At 53.5% G+C, this 20,169-nt stretch carries 14 protein-coding genes; 8 read left to right on the top strand and 6 right to left on the bottom strand.

What is annotated here, in order from left to right:
- Positions 1–16: 16 nt before the first annotated feature.
- The 6 genes from NST69_RS25560 (at position 17) to NST69_RS25535 (ending at position 7,977) form a co-directional block, all read left to right on the top strand.
- Positions 17–1,021, top strand: a complete 1,005-nt coding sequence (locus NST69_RS25560; RefSeq protein WP_342547467.1) for an NADP-dependent oxidoreductase — start codon at positions 17–19, stop codon at positions 1,019–1,021.
- A 756-nt stretch (positions 1,022–1,777) separates the two neighbouring features.
- The gene (locus tag NST69_RS25555) at positions 1,778–3,337 is read left to right on the top strand and encodes an extracellular solute-binding protein (RefSeq protein WP_036732540.1); all 1,560 of its coding nucleotides are present in this window, start codon (positions 1,778–1,780) and stop codon (positions 3,335–3,337) included.
- 116 nt (positions 3,338–3,453) lie between these two features.
- Positions 3,454–4,422, top strand: a complete 969-nt coding sequence (locus NST69_RS25550) for a sugar ABC transporter permease (RefSeq protein WP_036732542.1) — start codon at positions 3,454–3,456, stop codon at positions 4,420–4,422.
- Between the two features lie 21 nt (positions 4,423–4,443).
- A complete protein-coding gene (locus NST69_RS25545; RefSeq protein ID WP_036732546.1) occupies positions 4,444–5,319 on the top strand; it encodes a carbohydrate ABC transporter permease in 876 nt (291 codons plus the stop codon).
- 103 nt (positions 5,320–5,422) lie between these two features.
- Positions 5,423–6,532 (top strand): glycoside hydrolase family 88 protein, encoded by a 1,110-nt coding sequence (locus tag NST69_RS25540; protein ID WP_340980274.1) that lies wholly within the window; start codon positions 5,423–5,425, stop codon positions 6,530–6,532.
- 101 nt (positions 6,533–6,633) lie between these two features.
- Positions 6,634–7,977, top strand: coding sequence for a glycoside hydrolase family 28 protein (locus tag NST69_RS25535; protein WP_340980273.1), 1,344 nt, complete (start codon positions 6,634–6,636; stop codon positions 7,975–7,977).
- A 339-nt stretch (positions 7,978–8,316) separates the two neighbouring features.
- Here NST69_RS25535 and NST69_RS25530 read toward each other — a convergent pair whose 3' ends face one another.
- The 4 genes from NST69_RS25530 to NST69_RS25515 all read right to left on the bottom strand — a co-directional run bounded on the left by NST69_RS25530 (position 8,317) and on the right by NST69_RS25515 (position 10,802).
- Entirely contained in the window at positions 8,317–8,736 is a 420-nt protein-coding gene (locus NST69_RS25530; RefSeq protein ID WP_340980272.1) for a hypothetical protein, read from the bottom strand.
- Between the two features lie 339 nt (positions 8,737–9,075).
- Positions 9,076–9,714, bottom strand: coding sequence for a hypothetical protein (locus tag NST69_RS25525; protein WP_340958309.1), 639 nt, complete (start codon positions 9,712–9,714; stop codon positions 9,076–9,078).
- Positions 9,711–10,220 carry a flavodoxin family protein gene (locus NST69_RS25520; RefSeq protein ID WP_342547466.1) on the bottom strand — a complete coding sequence of 170 codons (510 nt, stop codon included), beginning with the start codon at positions 10,218–10,220 and terminating at the stop codon, positions 9,711–9,713. The genes NST69_RS25525 and NST69_RS25520 overlap by 4 nt, the downstream gene beginning before the upstream one ends.
- Positions 10,221–10,232: 12 nt before the next feature.
- On the bottom strand, positions 10,233–10,802 hold the full coding sequence (locus NST69_RS25515; RefSeq protein WP_340980270.1) for a TetR/AcrR family transcriptional regulator: 570 nt from the start codon (positions 10,800–10,802) through the stop codon (positions 10,233–10,235).
- Positions 10,803–11,006: 204 nt separating this feature from the next.
- On the opposite strand from NST69_RS25515, the gene NST69_RS25510 reads away from it, so the two are divergent.
- Positions 11,007–12,017 (top strand): ketoacyl-ACP synthase III, encoded by a 1,011-nt coding sequence (locus NST69_RS25510; protein ID WP_340980269.1) that lies wholly within the window; start codon positions 11,007–11,009, stop codon positions 12,015–12,017.
- Positions 12,018–12,258: 241 nt separating this feature from the next.
- On the opposite strand, the gene NST69_RS25505 is transcribed toward NST69_RS25510, so the two are convergent.
- A complete protein-coding gene (locus NST69_RS25505) occupies positions 12,259–13,284 on the bottom strand; it encodes a LacI family DNA-binding transcriptional regulator (RefSeq protein ID WP_340980876.1) in 1,026 nt (341 codons plus the stop codon).
- A 315-nt stretch (positions 13,285–13,599) separates the two neighbouring features.
- Between NST69_RS25505 and NST69_RS25500 the strand changes: the two genes are divergently transcribed.
- On the top strand, positions 13,600–18,765 hold the full coding sequence (locus NST69_RS25500) for a carbohydrate binding domain-containing protein (protein WP_340980268.1): 5,166 nt from the start codon (positions 13,600–13,602) through the stop codon (positions 18,763–18,765).
- Positions 18,766–19,447: 682 nt separating this feature from the next.
- On the opposite strand, the gene NST69_RS25495 is transcribed toward NST69_RS25500, so the two are convergent.
- Positions 19,448–20,002, bottom strand: a complete 555-nt coding sequence (locus tag NST69_RS25495) for a transcriptional regulator (protein WP_036732568.1) — start codon at positions 20,000–20,002, stop codon at positions 19,448–19,450.
- Positions 20,003–20,169: the final 167 nt, after the last annotated feature.

Here is a 20,169-nt window from a genome sequence, read left to right as displayed (position 1 = left end):
AGCTGGAGGGTCCATCATGAAAGCAATGGTTATTGAAAAATATGGAAAAACCCCGCTTCAATTAGCGGACCGCTCAATGCCTGACGTCGGCGAGCATGAGGTGCTTGCTGAAATCCGTGCGGCCAGTATTAATCCGATTGATTTTAAAATCCGGGATGGCAAATTGCGGATGCTTTTGAAATATGAGATGCCGCTTATTCTGGGCAATGATTTCTCGGGCGTCATTACCCGGGTGGGGGACAAGGTGAAGAAATTCAGGGTAGGGGATGAAATCTACGGCCGGCCCAGAAAAAGCAAAATTGGCACCTTCGCGGAGTATATTGCCGTTCATGAGGATGATATCGCGCTGAAGCCCCACAACCTCACTTTTGAAGAAGCAGCTTCCATTCCTTTGGTCGGACTCACTTCTTATCAGGCACTACATGATATTCTGCAGCTAACGGCTGGGCAAAAGGTATTGATTCAGGCGGGAGCGGGCGGAGTAGGCACCTTTGCCATCCAGCTTGCCAAAGCGATGGGGATTTACGTTGCAACGACTGCCAGTGAAGCTGGAACTGAACTCGTTAAATCCCTTGGGGCCGATCAGGTCATCAACTATAAAACAGAGCAGTTCGATCAGGTGCTGCACAATTATGATGGAGTATACGATACTCTCGGTGGTGAGGCGCTGGAGCGAGCATTCCGCATCGTCAGACCGGGAGGGCAGGTCGTATCCGTATCGGGTCTGCCCAACGCCCGTTTTGGTGCAGAGTATGGTGCTGGTTTTCTGAAAACAACGGCTCTCCGGCTTGTTACCCGTAAGCTAACCAAGCTGGAGAAACAGTACAATGTCAAATACAGCTTCCTGTTCATGAAGCCAAGCGGCAGGCAACTGGACATCATCACTGCATATCTGGAATCGGGCGCAATCAAGCCTGTTATTGACCGGGTTTTTCCTTTGGATGAAGCCCAGCAGGCGATGCAGTATTCCGAATCCGGCCGGGCTAAGGGGAAGATTATTTTGAGAGTGAAATGCGAATAACATTGGAACGGGTCGTTTGGAGCTTTTCGGTGCAAGCATCAAGCTTGTTCAAAATCTCTTGATCGGTACGTACTCGGATCATGCGGCCCGAGATAGTTGGAATTGTTCCACTTGTTGATGAACAAATAAACGCTGCTAAAATAACAATTGGAAAAACAACACTTAAATTCGCCCAATTCGGCCGCAGTAGGCAAAACTAACAAAATTAGATGCCTTTTTTCCACCTGCTTCCGCCTTTTCTCGGAAATGAGCCTAATTAAGATGCATTTTTCCACTTGCTACCTGCAGGAGTAGGTAACCTTCCAAGGCCCCGCCGCGCGAAGCGGCGGGGCTATTCCCATTGCTCCCCTTTCAAGGATAGGCCTTGAAAGCCCCCTAACTGGAGCGGCAGAAAGGGACGGAGGGAGGTTTGGAACTGTAGGAGCGGTAGCGTCCGCCTTTAGGTTTGGATTTCTACCGCAACTAGCGGTCCGAATCAGGAAATCCAAATCTAACAGCGGCCGGAAGTCCAAAGCTCACGCAGTCCCGCCCGCCGCCGCTCCCCTTGTCTCACCGCCCGGCGCCGCCCCTCAGTCCCACCCTCCGCCGCTCCCTAAGGGTTTTTCCCCACGGCCTATCCCCCCATCACACGATAATCATTAACCCACACCTCCCGCCGCTGCGCACCTTTATGAGCAAATGATTGTTTTCGTAATTCCCTCCAGAGCGTAATGTGAGGCTTGTAACCAATACAAGTTAAACGGAGGTCAAAGAGGAATGACGAAAAAATCCTTCACCCTGCTCCTGAGCTCGCTGCTGACACTCAGCATGTTGTCCGCTTGCGGCGGTAACAACAACAAAGAGGCGGCAGCCACGAAAGACCCGGGCGCCAGCACCGGGACCAACACAACCGCAACCACGGACCCGGCCGCAGAGCCGGAGAAGCCGACAGAGATCAAGATTATGCTGCCGCTGAATACGACAGATACTCCACCGGATACGATCAAGAATGAAGTGGAGAAATTGACGAATACGAAGCTGACCTACCAGTTCTTCCCGGCCGATACGTATGAAGAGAAGCTGAACTCCTCGTTCGCCACCGGCTCCCTGCCGCAGGTGACGTACCTGAAGAACCAGACGACCTTCCTGCAGATGAAGGAAGCGATCAAGGACGGGCAGTTCTGGGAGATCGGGCCGCTGCTCAGCGAATTCCCTAACCTGAATAAGCTGAAGCCGGAGATCCTGAATAACACCAAGGTAGACGGCAAGCTGTATACCCTGTATATCGGCCGCCCGCTGGCCCGCCAGGGCATCATCTACCGCAAGGACTGGGCGGATAAGCTGGGACTGAAAGCGCCGGCCAACACGGAGGAATTGTTCGCGATGGCTAAGGCTTTTACCGAGCAGGACCCGGACGGCAACGGGAAAAAGGATACCATCGGTGTTGTTGACCGCAACGAGCTGGTGTATGGTGCGTTCAAAACCGTCTCCTCCTGGTTCGGCACCCCGAACAACTGGGCGGAGAAGGACGGTCAGCTTGCGCCAGAGTTCACTTTTCCGCAATATATCGATACTATGGATTTCTTCAAAAAGCTGCGTGAAGGCGGTTACATGAACCAGGACTTCGCAGCAACCAGCAAGACGGATGCGGTCAATATGTTCACCAGCGGCAAAGCCGGGCTCTATATCGGCGGCTCGATGCAGGATATCGATTCCCTGAACAAGGACCTGATCAAGAACGTGCCGGATGCCGTGCTGGATACGCATAGTATGGTGGCTGGACCTGACGGCAAGTTCGCCCAGTGGATGATTCCCGGCTATAACAATGTCGTACTGTTCCCGAAATCGGCGGTGAAGGATGAAGCGGAGCTGAAGAAGATTCTGAAGTTCTTCGACTACATGATGACTCCTGAAGTATCGAACCTGATGTACTGGGGCATTGAAGGCACACACTATACCGTGGTGGACGGCAAAGCCAAAGCGACCGACAATAAAGAGCTCATTGAACGCGAAGTCAAAGGCTTCAAGGACAGCGTCATCGGCGAATACGAAACGAACGGTATGTACCAGAGCTTAAACGTGCTGCCGGGCCGGATTCATGCAGAGGAGCTGGTGCTGGAGAACGTGAAGTACGGGGTCGCAGATCCTACGGCGGCGCTCGACTCGGCAACCTATACGTCCAAGGGCGTAGAGCTGCAGCAGATTATTGCGGATGCGACTTACAAGTACATGTATGGTCAGCTTGATAAGGCCGGCTTCGAGAAGGAAGTCGAGAACTGGAAGAGCCGGGGCGGGGCGAAGATCATCGAAGAATATAATGCCGCGTACAAAAAATAAACAGAGCGCAGCCGCGATAACAGCGGACTGAACACAGGAAGAGGGCTGCCCCGGGTTAGCGCTCCGGCAGCCTTTTTTTCTACTATAGAATAATTTACAGAGAAAGGAAGAGAATCATGCAGGAAGTAACCGCCCCGCCCCGCGTAGTTCCCGAACCGCAGCCGAAGAAATACAAGAGCAGCAGTGAGCTGAAGAAGCGGCTGTGGCGCAACAAATTGCTCTATGTCATGCTCATCCCCGGCGTGCTGTATTTCATTATCTTCAAATACTTGCCGATGTACGGACTGATTATTTCCTTCCAGGATTACAAGCCTTACCAAGGGATTACCGGGAGCGAATGGGTGGGCATGAAGCATTTCAGCCGGCTGTTCACCGAGCCTGATTTCTTGAACATATTAGCCAATACGCTGATTCTGTTCGGGATGAATATTCTGATTTATTTTCCGATTCCGATTATTCTGGCCCTGATGCTTAATGAACTCAGAGGCACCTTCTTCAAAAGATTCTTCCAGACCCTGGTGTATCTGCCGCACTTCATGTCTTGGGTTATCGTCGTCTCAATCTCCTTCGTCATGGTGACGATGGACGGGGGGATTATCAACGAGCTGCTCGCTTACTTCGGATTCGCCAAGATCAATTTCCTGCTGAGTCCAGGCTGGTTCCGGCCGATGTATATCCTTCAGGTCATCTGGCGGGAAGCAGGCTGGGGCACGATTATCTATCTGGCTTCCATTGCGGCTATTGATCCGGGGCTCTATGAAGCTTCGCGCATGGACGGAGCCGGACGGCTCAGACAGGTCTGGCATATTACGCTTCCGGCCATCCGGGGAGTGATTATCACCCTGTTTATTCTGAAAATCGGTTCCGTTCTCGACCTGGGCTTCGAGCATGTCTACCTGCTGCTCAACTCCATGAACCGCGAGGTTGCGGAAATTATCGATACGTATGTCTACACCGCCGGTCTGCGGCAAGGGCAGTTCAGCTACAGTACAGCCATCGGCTTCTTCAAGTCGATTGTGGGCCTGATCATGGTCATGACCGTCAATAAGGTGTCCAAGAAAATAGGAGAAGAAGGCGTATATTAAAATGCCGCAGGAGGAATTCAAATGGTAGAAGACCGCACGTTCAGCGGCAGACTATTCTCTGCCGTCAACTTTATACTGCTTGCCCTTATCGCGCTGGTAACGGTGCTGCCGTTCATCCACGTTGTAGCAGGCTCCTTCACAACCAGTGCTGAGCTGGCTGCCAACAAGTTTGTACTGATTCCGAAGGTATGGAGCTTAGAGGCGTACAAATTTATTTTCTCCACGAATACGATCTTCAGAGCCCTAGGGGTATCGATTGGAGTCACGCTGATAGGCACGCTGTTCAGTATGTTCATCACGGCGCTGATGGCCTACGGTCTCTCCCGCAAGGATCTGGACGGCCGCCGGGTGTTCAACTTCCTGGTGGTGTTCACGATGCTGTTCCACGGGGGGATGATTCCTACGTTCCTCGTGGTGAAGGAGCTGGGGCTGATTGACTCGTATGCGGCGCTGATTCTTCCTTCCGCGATCAGTGCGTTCAATATGATTATACTCAAGAACTTTTTTCAGAACATTCCGGAGGGGCTGGAGGAATCGGCCAAGATTGACGGCTGCAATGACTTCGGGATTCTGTTCAAAATCGTGCTGCCCCTGTCGCTGCCAGCGATTGCCACGATCTCTCTGTTCTACGCTGTGACGTACTGGAACACTTATATGAGCGCCATTCTCTATCTTGATAACAGCGCCAAATGGCCGATTCAGGTCCTGCTGCGGCAGATTGTCGTGCTGGCCAGCGGGATGGATCATAGTGCGACACTGGACGGCACGGTTCCGCCGCCGGATCAGACGATCAAGATGGCGGTTATCGTGGTCGCTACGCTGCCGATTCTGATGGTGTATCCGTTCCTGCAGAAGCATTTTGCCAAGGGTGCGATGCTGGGCTCGATGAAGGGCTGATGACTGACGGCTGATGACTGACGGCTGAAGGATGAAGGATGGAAGGAGGGTCGTTGAGATAGAGGGGCCGCCGGATATTCTGACCAATTGAAGGGGGATTACGATGATAGGCAGTCTGCCGCAAACACCGATTGAATGGGCACAAAAGGCCTGTGATTCATTAATGGATACGTATCAGGCGGGAGAACTCCCGCCTGCGCACCGCTGGCATTATCATCAGGGCGTTTTCCTGTGCGGAATGGAGCTGCTGTGGAAGACACTCCGGGAGGACCGCTACATCCATTATATCCAGCAGTATGTGGATGATCTGGTGGATGAACAGGGGAATTTCGACTTTGCCCGGGATGAGCTGGATGCCGTGCAGGCGGGGCTGCTGCTCTTCACACTGTATGAACGGACCAGTAAGCGGAAATACCGGGAGGCTGCGTTCAAGCTCCGCCATCTGCTGCTGACGCTGAACCGGACCTCCGAGGGCGGGTACTGGCATAAGGACAAATATCCGCACCAGATGTGGCTGGACGGGCTGTACATGGCCGGGGTGTTCTCGCTGAAATACGCGAATACTTATAGAGACGATGCCTTGCGGGCCGAGGTGCTGCACCAGGAGCGCCTGATGCGCAAATACATGAAGGACGAGGAGACCGGCCTGCTCTACCATGCCTGGGATGAGAGCCGCCGCATGCCATGGTCGAATCCCGCCACCGGCTGCTCGCCGGAATTCTGGAGCCGCTCGCTTGGCTGGTACGGGCTTGCCGTCTCACAGTTCATGGATGAACTGCCGGAGACTGATCCTGGACGGGCCGAGCTTGCAGCCGAGCTAAGCGGATTCGTACAGGCGTTGATCCGTTATCAGGACCCGCAGAGCGGCCTGTGGTATCAGGTGGTGGATAAGGGACATGAACCTGATAATTGGCTGGAGACCTCCGGCTCCTGTCTGTTCGTCTACACGATTGCCAGAGCAGTGAAGCTGGGTATCCTTCCGGCTGAAGTTGCGGATGAAGCGGCGGAAGCCGCGCGTAAAGGCTACGAAGGCTTAATTCAGGTGCTCCAGTGGGATGAGCAGGGCCGGCTGCTGCTGCCGGATATCTGCATCGGGACCTCGGCGGGAGATTACCGTAACTATGTAACCCGTCCGAAGGTCAGCAATGATCTGCACGGCGTGGGAGCGCTGGTGATGGCCTGTGTGGAGATGCAGGGTTTGTATCCGGCATAAGCGGAGTGGAGTTAGAGGGCTGCCGGTTCAGACACAGGCACAATAGAGCCGGAAGCTGCCTGGATCAGCCCGGCAGCGGATGACAAGAATGGAGGCGGACCGTGTATAACATAATAGACTACGGAGCGCAGCGGGACAGCGGAGTACCAGCAACGCAAGCGATTGCGGACGCGGTTGCAGCAGCACGCAGTGCCGGTGGCGGAACGGTATATATTCCGGCCGGTACCTTCCTGACCGGCGCAATCCGTCTATACAGCAATATTGAGCTGCATGTCAGCCCCGGTGCGGTATTGTCCTTCAGTACCGATCCGGCGGATTATCCTGCCGTGGAATCACGGTGGGAAGGGGTGGAGCAGGAGGTTCATGCAGCCTGCATCTACGGAGTGGGCCTGACTAATGTCTCTATTACCGGGAGCGGAACCATTGACGGGAATGGAGAACCTTGGTGGGAGAAGCACCGAAGCCGCCCGGAAGAGCTGGAGTATCCCCGTCCAAGACTGATTGGTTTCGACGATTGCAACCGGGTGACGCTCCGCGATCTGACGCTGGTAAATTCCCCAAGCTGGACGGTGAATCCGATTAATTGCAGCAATGTGATGATCGATAATCTGTCGATTCTGAATCCGGCAGATTCCCCGAATACCGATGGAATCAATCCCGAATCCTGCCGCGATGTGCGTATCAGCAACTGCCATATCGATGTCGGCGATGACTGTATTGCCATTAAGGCAGGCACCGAGGATACCCGGGAGCGGATTCCCTGCGAGAATATCACGATTACGAACTGCGTGATGGTCCACGGCCACGGCGCGGTGGTGCTGGGCAGTGAGATGAGCGGCGATATCCGCAATGTGACGATCAGCAATTGTGTATTTAAGCAGACGGACCGCGGCATCCGCATGAAGTCCCGGCGGGGACGGGGCGGGATTATTGAGGATATCCGGATCAGCAACATTGTGATGGAGGATGTGATCTGTCCCTTCACGCTGAATCTCTATTATTTCTGCGGACCCCGGGGCAAGGAGAAATACGTCTGGGACAAGAACCCGTATCCGGTGACGGAGGAGACCCCGCAGTTCCGGCGGATTCATTATGCCAATATTACAGCCCGCAATGTCCATGCGGCGGCGGGATTCCTGTACGGGCTGGCGGAGCAGGCCGTCTCGGAAATCACCTTCACCAACATCGATATCTCGATGGCGGAGCACGCGGTGCCCGGCCAGCCGGATATGATGGCAGGACTTCAGGACATGCAGCGCCGGGGCTTCTTCCTCGGCAATGTCCGCGAGGTGCAGTTCCAGCAGGTCACAATTGAGAACCATGACGGCCCGGCCTTTTATGTTGAGAATGGGGAAGAAGTGGAATTTCTGAACTGCCGCTCCAGGAACACGGTCAAGCCGGAGAAGCTGGTGGAGGAGGCTGGTGTGGAGTTGCCGGTGAAGTGAGAATGTAACGCCAATGGGCCGCGAATTACTGGAGATGAAATACTCTAAATTCAGCAAGATAGCGGTATGCCAAAGAGCCTGGTCCTGTTAGGGGGTCCGGGCTCTTTGGGGATAATAAAAGTTGTACTATTCATATTAAAAAGCACTAAAGAAATAAACAAAAAGCAAAAGAAGCGGAGGGGAAATTTGGAACTGTAGGAGCGGTAGCGACCGCCTTTGTCACCGGATTTCACTCGCGAACAGCGATATTAATCAAGAAATCTGGGGACAACAGCGGCCGGAAGTCCAAATGTTCACCGCAGTGACGGTGAAGCTTCAAGTTCAAAACTTAAGTGCTTTTTATTCAACTTGAATTTTTAAGGCATAAATCGCGGAACCTTTCTTCCAAGTAGCCATTACTCCATAAATGTAGGTCCCTTTATCATCCGGGATATTAAATTGGTTAGAATCGGTTATATCTTTGAACTTGTATTTACTAAAGTGTTCTCTTATTAGTATGGAATCAGGTGTAGAGTCAAATTGTATATTAATTGTAGATCCGCCAGGAATGATCTCGGGATCTTTCTCCTCCATAGCTTCCCATGGACCTCCGTATAACTCTTTAGCACCCCAACTATACGTACTAATCTCCACAGGAACAACTTCACCAGTATCCAAAGTAGCGCTCATTTCGGGTAAAGGCATGGAGCTAAGCCTACTACACCCGGTGATCATCACTATAAGAACAAGTGCTAACAATAACTTTCCTATCCTGTGCATAGGCATCCCCTTTCTCAGCAGACTATGTAACAGGTACTCTATACTATGATTTATTTAAAAAAATAGAGGAGATAGCTGTATTCCATACATTTAAAAACAGTGAAAAGGAGGTGTATCCGCTTCTAACAGTAGTTTGTACAACTAAATCTGCCCGAATGAGGGATAAGTCCGGTATTGGTGGAATTTAGGTGTACGAAATACAACTAAACATATCATCGGAGGAATATCAGGTGATTTAGATGTACGGAGTGCAATTAAGTCCTAAATTAAGTCCTCCACTCGTATCGTAATCGGGTACGGCAGCCCCCACCGCCAGTATGCAATTAGTTACAGTATTCGTTACATCCGCCGCCGCAGATCCTTCGGCTTCAGTCCGTTCTCCCTGGCTGTGCGGTGCCAGAAGGAACGGGTGGAATAGAATTTCCAGGCAAAGCGGGGGAAGTTCGGGCTGAAGAGCAGGGATTCCCCGGCGCTTCTGGACTGGATGCTCTCGGCCAGGCTATGCATGGCACGGCCCAGATTCTTCAGCGGCCCCCGGCCCAGAGGCACCTTATCCAGGGAGCCTAGCATTTCCCCGGCGCCTTGGCCTATGGCTTGCCCGAAGTGAACACCGGCGCGCGCGCACCAATTCTTAAGGATCTCCACCGCAATGTGGTTCTGCTGTCCCTCGTAGAAGCCGTTGTTAATCAGCGCATAGACGTAAATCTCCCGTTCGCGCTCGGTCTTCAAATATCCTTCCAGGGTAACCAGCAGCTGGAACAAGTGTGACGGAATTCCGTCATAATACAACGGGAAGGCCAGAACCAGCACATCCATGCGGCATAGCTCGCTGTACTCTTCAGGAGTGAGCGGTCTTTTATTCGGCGTATAGGGGTGCAGTTCGTTCCCGTCCGCAATCAGCGGCTCGAGCATGGACAGCAGTATGCCCGAGTTGCTGCCGTTTGGCTTGGGGCTGCCGTTAATCAGCGCGATGTTCATTGGAGGGCCTCCTTAATGTGCTGCGGGCTGGTGTGGAAATAGACGTTGTTCTCTGACGAATACAGATTCAGGCCGTTTGCCGCGACCAGCATTCGGGCCGTATGCTGCTCACCCTCCGTAAGGTCATTGCCATAGAAATGTACGGATAATGTGAGCTGGTGCTTATAGCGGGGCCGGTGATGTGTCTCCCCGTGTGTGGTGACAAAATAGGGCAGCATGTAGGAGAGGCTCCGGTTCAGCACATTCAGCACAAAGGGGCTATAGCTGCCGTACATACATTTACTGATGATCATGAGCTCATCGCTGCGGGAGAACAACTCCCCCAGATTGTCGTAGCCATCTCTCTTAATGACGCATGTCCCGGGAGTCCGGGTCCAGCAGCCGAAGCAGCCCATGCACGAACGGATCGCACCGCTATCCGAGATGACTGTTACTTCCTCTTGCGCCGTATCCCCCAGCCAGCCCGCGAATTCTTGCTCCTGCAGATCGTGTATGATCGTTCTCAAGACTTCATCTCCCTAAAAGATAGATTTAAGCTCCAGCAGATCGCGCCAGTTGCCCGAATACCGCACTCCGTTATTGGTAAGCAAAGCTGTAATTCCATGCACCATGGACCAGAGTGTAACTAAGTGCTTGGTGAATTCCGGCTCCGGCAGCCCGCTGCTGCGGAACACTTCATAGACCGTTGTCCGGAACAGGGCAAATGGCGGGTAGCTGTCAGAATCGTAGCTGTCCAGATCAATGACGATGCCTGAATGGTAGAACAGAAACTGGAAATACTGTGGATGCTCTATGAAAAAATCAATATAGGCCTGCCCCAGCAGAATAATCGTATCAGGGTTCCCCTCCTGGCCTTGAACCGAGGCATGCAGAGTGTCCATAAACTGGCTCGTGACATGCTCCCCCATGGCGGCTACCAGTTCATCTATATTTTTAAAATGGCTGTAGGGGGCGGTATGGCTGACTGCACATTCGGCGGCTACTTTGCGCAGGGAAAAGCTATTCATGCCGTCCAAGTTAATCAGCTTGATGCCGGCTTCGATCAGCTGGTTGCGTAAATTGCCGCGGTGGTAAGGTTTATCTTTCAAGGTATGCATTCTTCCTTTCATACTTGCTTGTCATCTTAACATTGTAAAGATTGTAGCATGTGTTTGTGATCTTTACAATGTTAAGATGTGATTGCCGCTCGGCATTTCCGGGTATACATTTTGCAAAATAGTTTGGAGCAGGTTATAATTAGTACCAAGTACTAATATCAGATACTAATAAAATCAAAAGCTGAGGTGGATCTAATGACAGGTGCAAAAATAACAGCGATCGGATCTTACGTGCCGGCCCGGAGACTTACGAATCAGGACCTGGAGCAGATGGTGGATACCAATGATGAGTGGATTGTGCAGCGGACGGGGATCCGGGAGCGCAGGATCAGCCGCGAGGATGAATATACCAGTGATCTGTGTGCTGCTGCCGTCCGGGATATGATGAAGCGTTATGGCAAAAGCATGCAGGATGTCGATATGGTGCTTGTGGCGACCAGCACGCCTGACTTCTCTTTTCCATCTGTAGCGTCCATTGTCCAGAATACCCTTGGCATTCCGCTGACTGCGGGAGCGATGGATCTGAGTACCGCCTGCGCCGGATTCGTATATGCTCTGCATACGGCTCACGCGCTGGTGTCCTCGGGACTGCATCATAAGGTGCTGGTCATTGGTGCCGATACGCTGTCCAAGATCACAGATTATACGGACCGCAGTACCTGTATTCTGTTCGGGGATGGTGCAGGGGCTGTGCTGGTCGAGAGCGGCGGGGCGCAGGACGACTTCATGGGATACCATCTCGGCAGTGACGGAAGCGGAGCGCAGCATGTCTATCGCACAGGGCTGTCGGAGAAGGTGAACGGAGTGGAGCTCTCCGGGACAGGGCTGCTGGTGCAAAATGGCCGGGAAGTATTCAAGTGGGCGGTCCGTACGGTTCCGCAGGGAGTACAGCAGGTGCTGAAGAACGCCGGAGCAGATATTGCGGGAGTAGACTGGTTCATCCCGCACAGCGCTAATCTGCGGATGATTGAACCCATCTGTGAACGGCTGAACTATCCTCTGGAGCAGGCACTGTACAGTCTTGAAGCCTTCGGTAATACCTCGGCTGCCAGTATTCCGCTTGCGCTGGATCTGGGTATCCGCGAAGGGAAGGTGCGCAGCGGTCACCAGGTGCTGTTGTACGGATTCGGTGCGGGGCTTAGTCATGCGGGTCAATTGGTCAGACTGTCGCTGGACCCTCAGGTAGCTGAGCCTACCTCGCTGTGATGGGTTCAGGCTAAAGAAGCAAGGACAGGCCAATGTGGGGGCCAAGCCGAAAAATGGTCCCCAAAACCAGAAAAACGGTGCCTTGAAGCAGCCCGTTAAATGAGCGATTATAGTATCGAAAGCGTTTTCGGGTGGGTGCATCATGCAGCCAAGCGAAGTTCTGAGCTGGAGGGGAGGGATCGCAGGGCAAATCCGGGAGAGGCAGAAGTTCAGCGTTACGGCGATCCGGTGGTTTAGGCGTTCAGCGGTTCAAGTGTTTCAGCCCGCTGCCGCAGGATTCACGGACGATCAGCGCCGGTTCAACCACAAACGAGCCACCCTCAGACTGGTTATTGATGAGATCGAACAGCATATGGGCGGCGAGCACACCCAGGCGTTCTTTGTTCTGGCGGATGGTAGTCAGCGTAGGGCTGGTATACTGGCAGGCCTCGATATCGTCACAGCCGATGATGGCTACATCCTCAGGAACACGCAGACCCTGCTCCTTCAAGGCGCGGATTGCACCGAGGGCGAGGAGATCGGAGGCGGCGAAGACCGCTTTTGGCAAATCTCCTGATGCAATTAACGAGTTCATTGCTGCATACCCGCTGGGCTCGAAGAAATCATCACCATGCACGAACCACTTAGGATTCATGACCAGGCCGAAGCCGGCAATGGCTCTGACATACCCTGCTTCGCGCCGGTTGGAGATATCCGAATCCGCTCTGCTGCCTATGAAACCAAGCTCCCGGTGTCCGAGCAGGTAGAAATGCTCCACCACTTTGGAAGCAATCTGGTAATTGTCTGACATGACATAGCCGGATTTCCTGCCGGTCAGCTCCAGGTCAACGCCGATGCAGGGAATATGGCTCTGGTCGAGTTCCTGTATCGCAGGCTCCATCTGTTCTCCCGAGATAATGACACAGCCGTCCACATGGAAATGCAGGCAACGCGAGTAGTAATCGCCGCTGTTAATGAACTTTTCATTCGAGAAGAAAATCAGATCATACCCCAGAACCCCCATCTGCTTCTTGAACGAATTCAGCACCTCAACAAAAAAAGGATGGGTAAATTCCACATTTAGCTCACCGGCAAAAATAACCCCGATCAGATTCGATTTCTTGGTAGCCAGCGTCTTGGCGGAGCTTGAGGGGGTATATCCGGTTTGTTCGATGATTTCGAGCACTCTTCGTTTCGTTTTTTCGGAAACATCGCTGTAATTATTCATGATTTTGGAGACAGTCGATACAGAGACCCCGGCCATTTCGGCGATTTTTTTGATATTCATTTGCATGGCTATGCTCACCCCCGCTTCATAGTTATAACAGGGCCAAAAGACGGGTATGCCAGGGTTTCTCAAGGCTACTGACCGTTCACTTGGACACTCTCTGCTGTCAAACAGCAGTCCTTTCTAGAGTCTATTCAACTTGCCGAAACAAGTCAAAGGTTAATTGCGTTTAGAGGAATGGCACGGAGAAAATCGAAACCGATTTCGGTCAGGGGGCCTGAGAGTACTTTAGATTGAGCTGAGAGCAACTTGAAGGCAGCGGGGCGATGGAAATGCGGTAAGAGGAGACTCTAATCCTGAGGAGGCATACACGGAATGAAAAGAAATATATCAGCGTTGTTAGCGGCCGCTGTCATCGTAACGGGACTTCTATCGCCGCTGGGCAGCGGCGGGGCTGAGGCGAAGTCTGTTCAGAGCAGACTGACAGCGTCTGCGGAGACCACAGCCGCCTTGCAGAGCGGGAGCTTGGCTGCTAATGATTTGAAAGCGTTTACCGATGTAAAAGAGGGCAGCTGGGCGGCATATGCGGTGCAGCGCTGGAGCCGCAGCGGGGTGATCTCCGGCTACGGGGACGGCAGCTTCCGGCCGGAGCAGCAGGTCACCCGGGCAGAATTCACGGCAATCGTCAACCGTATATTCGGCTATAAGGATATGGCGGCTGTGCTACCGGCGGATATCCCGGCGGCGGCCTGGTACAAGGACGATATCGCCAAAGCGGTAGCAGCTGGGTATCTGAGTGAAGACGCACATCAGCGAATCGAACCTGCGGCTCCGCTGAAACGCGGGGAGGCGGTCCTTGCGCTCCAGCGGATACTGAGGCTGGAGACAGAGCGTCAAGCGCAGGGGAGGTATAGCGACCTGGCGGGAGCCGATAGTGCAGTTAGCGCTGCGGCGGATGCTTTTACGGCAGCCGGTTATATGCAGGGCTATCCCGGAGGCTTATTCAAGCCGGACGGGAGGATCACCCGTGCCGAGCTGGCGAAGCTGGCGGATACACTGGTGCCGGAGCTGCGCTCCGCCGCCGGGGAAGTGAAGCTGGGCAAGGTGAAGGGCAATGTGGTGCTGAGCCATGAGGATATTACACTGAGGGACACTATCATAGAAGGAAATCTCTATCTTACCGAGGGGATCGGGGAAGGAGTGATCCGGCTTCAGGGGGTGCAGGTTACCGGCACAACCTATATTCGCGGCGGTGGAGGGCAGGGCGTGAGCCTTACGGACAGCAGCCTTGGGGCTGTGCAGGTGGCGAAGCCGAAGGGCAGTGTCCGCATCGTTGCCAGCGGGACAACATCCGCCGGAACGGTACATCTTGATTCCGGTGCTATCCTTGAAGAAGCTGCGCTTACCGGGGAGGGATTCGCTGGTGTTGTCCTCCCGGCAGGTGAGCAGACGGTCACTCTTATTGGCAATTATGGGGTTGTATCCACCGCTGATGCGGCCGGAGGCAACCTCACGCTGAGCTTGTCAGGCAAGCTATCCAAGCTGATCTGGGGCACTCCCGGCAAGCTGGTGCTGATGAATCAGGCGCAGGTGGCTGAGCTGCTCCTTACAGCCGGTGCCCGGGGCACTACAATTACAGGCAGCGGTAGCTTAGGTACTGTGCTGAATCAGGCCGAGGCTGTAACGGCCGGGGGCATTGTTCTCATGCCAGGCAGCCGCAGCAATCTCAATCTGGCCTCGCCGCAGGCCAGCCAGCCGCCTGTGGCCGCCGGTGGCGGAGAGACAGCGACGGCTACACCGGCTGTCACTCCTTCGCCGGAAGTGACGCCGACTCCGGTGGTTACGCCTACGCCGGAACCGACAGCGAAGCCGACACCGACGCCAACACCGACGCCAGAGGTTACGCCGGAGCCGACGCCAGTACCAACACCAGAGGTCACGCCGGAGCCAACAGCGACACCGACGCCGACACCGACAGCGAAGCCTACGCCGGAACCGACAGCGACGCCGACACCCACGTCAACACCCGCGCCGAGCACTGATCCGTGGAGTCTGGTGTGGAATGATGAATTCGATGACAATGTCATTGATCCTGCGAAGTGGACCTATGATCTCGGAGACGGCACCGCTGTCGGGAATCCGGGCTGGGGCAATAATGAGCTGGAATATTACACCAATGATCCGAAGAATGTGAAAGAGCAGGACGGTAAGCTAATCATTACCGCACGCAAGGAGGCAATAGGCGGCAAGCCGTACACTTCCACCAGAATTAAGACCAATGGCTTGTACAGCAAAATGTACGGCAAATTCGAGATCCGGGCAAAAGCTCCGGCTGGCAAGGGGCTGTGGCCGGCGATCTGGATGCTGCCGGAGAATTATGTGTACGGCAATTGGGCGGCCTCCGGGGAGCTGGATATTATGGAAGGCTGGGGCAGCCGTCCGAATGTGGTTGCCGGAACGATCCATTATGGTTCCCAGTGGCCGGATAATGTCTATTCCGGCAAGGAGTATGTATTGCCTGGCAGTTCCACCATTGAAGAGTTCCACACCTACTCCATTGAGTGGGAGCCGGGAGAGATCCGCTGGTATGTGGACGGGGTGCTGTTCTCGACCAAGAATGACTGGTACAGCAAGAGCAGCGGACAGCCGGCTATCAATGCGTATCCGGCACCGTTCAACCAGAAGTTCCACCTGCTGATGAATTTGGCAGTCGGCGGCAACTTTGACGGTAACCCTACGGATGAGACCGTATTTCCGAGTTCCATGGAGATTGACTATGTCAGAATCTATGAGCTGACCGGACGCGAATACCGGCAGCCGGTACCGGTGGAGCTGGCGAAGGAGCCTTATCTGGAGGGAGCGAAGCCGCCGCTGGCAGATGGGAACTTCATTTATAACAGCGGATTCACGCAGCAGGTGGAGGGAGATCCGGGGATGGGCATCCCGAATACAGCCCACTGGGTACTCTACAAAGATGAAGGCGCGGATGCGGCTCTGTCTCTGGAGCAGGCAGGCGGCGTGAATCTGCTCAAGGTAAACATCTTGAAGCCAGGCGGCAACACCTATTCGATTCAGCCGCAAGCCATTGTCTCGCTGGCAAAGGGCAGATTTTACAAGCTGAGCTTCGACGCCAGAACAGATACGGCGAGGGAGTTCACAGCACGGCTGACCGGTGGCGCGCCGCTGGGCTTCCCGTCCTATTCCCCGGCATTCAAGGCGGTGCTGACCCCGCAGCTTCAGCATTACGAGACGATGTTCCAGATGAAGGAGAGCTCGGACAATGCTGCGCGGATTGAGTTCAATCTGGGGACCAATGCTTCTCCGGTCTGGCTTGGCAATGCACGGCTTGAAGAAATCGATAGCATTCCCTTCGATCAAGACAGCGCCAAGGCGCCGCTCGGCAGCGGCAACCATCTCTACAACGGCAGCTTTGATCTGGGAGAACCGGACCGGATGAGCTATTGGCATATTGCTGCTTCAGGAGGTGCGGAGGTTACTCCGCGGGTTGAGGCTGACGGCCGCCTGAAGCTGGACATTACAGACGCAGACACCGGCGGCAGCGAGGTTACGCTGCAACAGAAGGGAATCTTCCTGGTGCAAGGCCAGGATTATAAGCTGACCTTCGAGGCCGATAGCTTCTCCGCAAGGACAGCTGTAGTCGAACTGCAAGGCAATGACGGCGTAGTCTATGCTTCGGAGCCGGTTCAGCTGAATGCAGGACATCAGCAGGTTGAAGCGCTGTTCAAGAATCTCGCGGGGGCCACGGATCATCTTGGACAATTCGTACTGCGGCTTGACGGGACAGCAGGAACGGTCTTTCTGGATCAATTCGCGCTGGTACGCACCAGCTCCTATTATGATCCTGATCTGACCTATTACCCGCTCTTGAACGGGGATTTCAGCTTCGGGCTTACGAGCTGGGAGCGGCTGCTGACAGAAGACGGCGGCCAGAGCACTGCCGCTGCGGTGGATGGAGCAGCCAAATTCAGCATTACGAATACCGGCAATCAGGCGTATTCGGTGATGCTTTTCCAGAATAACCTCAAGGCAGCGGCGGGCCTCGATTATGTGGTTGAATTCGATGCCAGTGCCAGCGTGGCCCGGCAGATGAATGTGAAGGCAGAGAATGCGAGCTATTCCCCTTCCATCGATAAGACGGTGGAGCTGACACCAGAGATGAAGCATTACCGGTTCGAATTCCGGCAGGGGGCGAATGATATGCTCTCGCTGAAATTCCTGCTTGGCAAGGTAGGGGGTGTGAGCGTTCCGCAAAGTCATGATATCATCATCGACAATGTGCGATTCGAGATCAAGGATGCCCCGGCGAAGCCGCAGGAGCTGCTCGCAGATTCCACAGCCAACCGGGTATCACAGCCGATTGAGCTTACCTTCATCCCGAAAGCAGAATGGTCCGGCAGCATTAAGTCTCTTAAAGTGAACGGCGTCACGCTTGCGGCGGAGCTGTACAATGTAGGGTCGGGAGCAATCACAATTCAGCCTGCCGCCTTCCCGGCAGAGGGAAGCTATAACATTACCGTGGAAGCCGAAGGGTACGTCAATGCTAGTGTGCTTCAGACTATACTGGCGAATGATAACAATCTGGTCGTCAACGGATCATTCACCGGCGGCAGCTCGGGCTGGTCCACCTGGTCCGGCGAAGGCGGAGTCTCGTCCTTCCAAGTGGTGAACGGAGCAGCGGAGGTGCTGATCACGGCGGCCGGGTCACAAGCCTGGCACACCCAGCTCTATCAGGAGAAAATACCGCTGGAAGCTGGCGCAACCTATGAGCTAAGCTTCAGAGCGAAATCTACCGTTCCCCGGCAGATTATCGTGGAATATAGCGGAACCTCTGCCCAGGCGGCTCAGGCGAAGTTCGACATTACAGCCACATGGGCGACTTACAGCACTCAGTTCAGTGTGACGAACGCCAATCCGCTGAAGCTGAACTATCTGATCGGCGCCACGCTGGGTGAAGATAAAACGGCGAACCATACGGCGCATACGATTTCTTTGGATGATATCGTGCTTAGAAAGGTAACAGACGGACCGGACACCGAGCCTGCCAGCGGCACACTGGATAACGGCACATTCGATGCGCAGCCGGCCCTTAAAGGCTGGACCCAGTACTTCGAGAGCACCGGAAATGCCGCAGTCCAGAATGGGGAGCTTGAGGTGTCGCTGGGCTTCACGGGATCTGCCAACTACGCCGCTCAGGTAGATTACAGAGATTTGAAGCTGACTCAGGGTAAAAGCTATACCTTGGCCTTCAGCGCCCGTTCGGATATCAACCGGCAGATTGAAGTAGCAGTCGAGCATTTCGGAGGAGATTATACGAAATATTTGCAGACAACCGCCGCTTCATTAACTGGCGAAATGCAGCGCTTCAGCTACACCTTCACCATGAACGGCGGAACGGATGCAGGGGTTCATCTGGTCTTTCTGCTGGGGCTGAATCCCGGAAACAGCGCAGAGACGAATGCGGCTATCGAAGCAGGCAATCATATCTACATCGATGATGTCAGTCTGATCGAGAACCCGTAAGCTAACGAAAGATGGTGTGATTTGCCGGAAGTATAACTGCCGAAAGACAGCACATCAGCATGCGAAAACGGCCGCAATCCTTGAATTAAAGGGTCGCGGCCGTTTTGATACTTATATGGAAACTATAGTTTCCCTGATAAAGCATCATATGGGATCAAATGAAAGTGAAAAACAGCATACATTGTGCTTAAACGCAGGCGCATGGCCCAAATGTATGCGGAAAACAACATACATTGTGCTCACACGCAGGCGCATGGCCCGAATGTATGCGGAAAACAGCATAAATTGTGCTCAAACGCATGTGATGGCCCGAATGTATGCGGAAAACAGCATACATTGTGCTCAAACGTAGGCGATGGCTCAAATGTATGCGAGGCTAGGTTCCCTTGAAGTCTTTGGTAGTTCCATTTCCTGCTTAAACAGTGGAGAGGACGAAACGATTGTGGAGAAGCGATAGCGGTCGCCTTGGTCTCCGGATTTTCACCGAATAGGGGAATGAAAAAAATCTGGAGAGCACAGCGATTGTAACAACGTTTCGTTCGCGGAGCGTCCTCACCGAGCGCAAACGTCCATCCAACTCCAAAACACGGGGTGTCCCTGCCATTTCATGGCTTATGGAACATCCCCTTTTGGAACAGCCTTTTCAGCATGAGCAGAATAGTTTGAACGCCAATAGCTGATATTATTCTTTAGGGATTAATTCAAAGATCTTGCCGGTCTCCAGCGCTTCGATCAGCTTCAGCAGCCAGCGGTAATATTTAATGGCTTCTTCAATCTTGAGCTCGTCGGTGTGGAGCAGGCGCGATAGGTCGGGCTCGTCCGCGTAATCGATTTTCATTTGCCGGATTTCGGCGAGTGATTTGTTAAGGGCGGTCATATTCCCTTCAACTGCTTTTCTCCATTTAATAGAGAAGTAATCGCTGAAGTTCTGATGCCAGTCGGGAACCACCTCGAACAGATCCTTGCGGGTGCCCTTGCCCCAGACTTTATCGATCATCTTCAAATCAAGCAGTGTACGTACTCCAGTACTCATGGAGGTCTTACTCATGCCCATGGTGCTGCTTAGCTCATCCAGTGTAACCGGGCCCTCATTAAAGTACATGTAACCGTATAAATGCCCGATGGACAGGGTGATGCCGTATAAATCCATATTTTTGCCGATAGAGTCGATGACCCGTTCACGGGCTTTGCTGATTTTTTCTATTTGCTCGGGCAAAAGCCCCTCTAAATCGTTCATGATGTCCCTCCTGAGGAATAGGCTGACATTCTGCATGTCTCTCCTAGTGTATTGTAATCAAATCCCCGGCAAGAAGTAAAGAATTCATCCGGAACGGAATCCGGCGTTAAACAGAGTATTCTATACGTAAAGTACGTAAAGTTAAAACTGTACACTCAATTCTTAGC

The sequence above is a fragment of the Paenibacillus sp. FSL P2-0089 genome (genome assembly GCF_038595095.1).
GTDB classification, from domain to species: domain Bacteria; phylum Bacillota; class Bacilli; order Paenibacillales; family Paenibacillaceae; genus Paenibacillus_AQ; species Paenibacillus_AQ silagei.
This window is presented reverse-complemented; position numbering and strand designations above follow the sequence as displayed.

Bases quoted from the DNA above. Each gene is read 5' to 3' on its own strand.
- NST69_RS25560 (WP_342547467.1), top strand. From the start codon at position 17: ATGAAAGCAATGGTTATTGAAAAATATGGAAAAACCCCGCTTCAATTA.
- NST69_RS25555 (WP_036732540.1), top strand. From the start codon at position 1,778: ATGACGAAAAAATCCTTCACCCTGCTCCTGAGCTCGCTGCTGACACTC.
- NST69_RS25550 (WP_036732542.1), top strand. From the start codon at position 3,454: ATGCAGGAAGTAACCGCCCCGCCCCGCGTAGTTCCCGAACCGCAGCCG.
- NST69_RS25545 (WP_036732546.1), top strand. From the start codon at position 4,444: ATGGTAGAAGACCGCACGTTCAGCGGCAGACTATTCTCTGCCGTCAAC.
- NST69_RS25540 (WP_340980274.1), top strand. From the start codon at position 5,423: ATGATAGGCAGTCTGCCGCAAACACCGATTGAATGGGCACAAAAGGCC.
- NST69_RS25530 (WP_340980272.1), bottom strand. From the start codon at position 8,736: ATGCACAGGATAGGAAAGTTATTGTTAGCACTTGTTCTTATAGTGATG.
- NST69_RS25525 (WP_340958309.1), bottom strand. From the start codon at position 9,714: ATGAACATCGCGCTGATTAACGGCAGCCCCAAGCCAAACGGCAGCAAC.
- NST69_RS25510 (WP_340980269.1), top strand. From the start codon at position 11,007: ATGACAGGTGCAAAAATAACAGCGATCGGATCTTACGTGCCGGCCCGG.
- NST69_RS25505 (WP_340980876.1), bottom strand. From the start codon at position 13,284: ATGAATATCAAAAAAATCGCCGAAATGGCCGGGGTCTCTGTATCGACT.
- NST69_RS25500 (WP_340980268.1), top strand. From the start codon at position 13,600: ATGAAAAGAAATATATCAGCGTTGTTAGCGGCCGCTGTCATCGTAACG.
- NST69_RS25495 (WP_036732568.1), bottom strand. From the start codon at position 20,002: ATGAACGATTTAGAGGGGCTTTTGCCCGAGCAAATAGAAAAAATCAGC.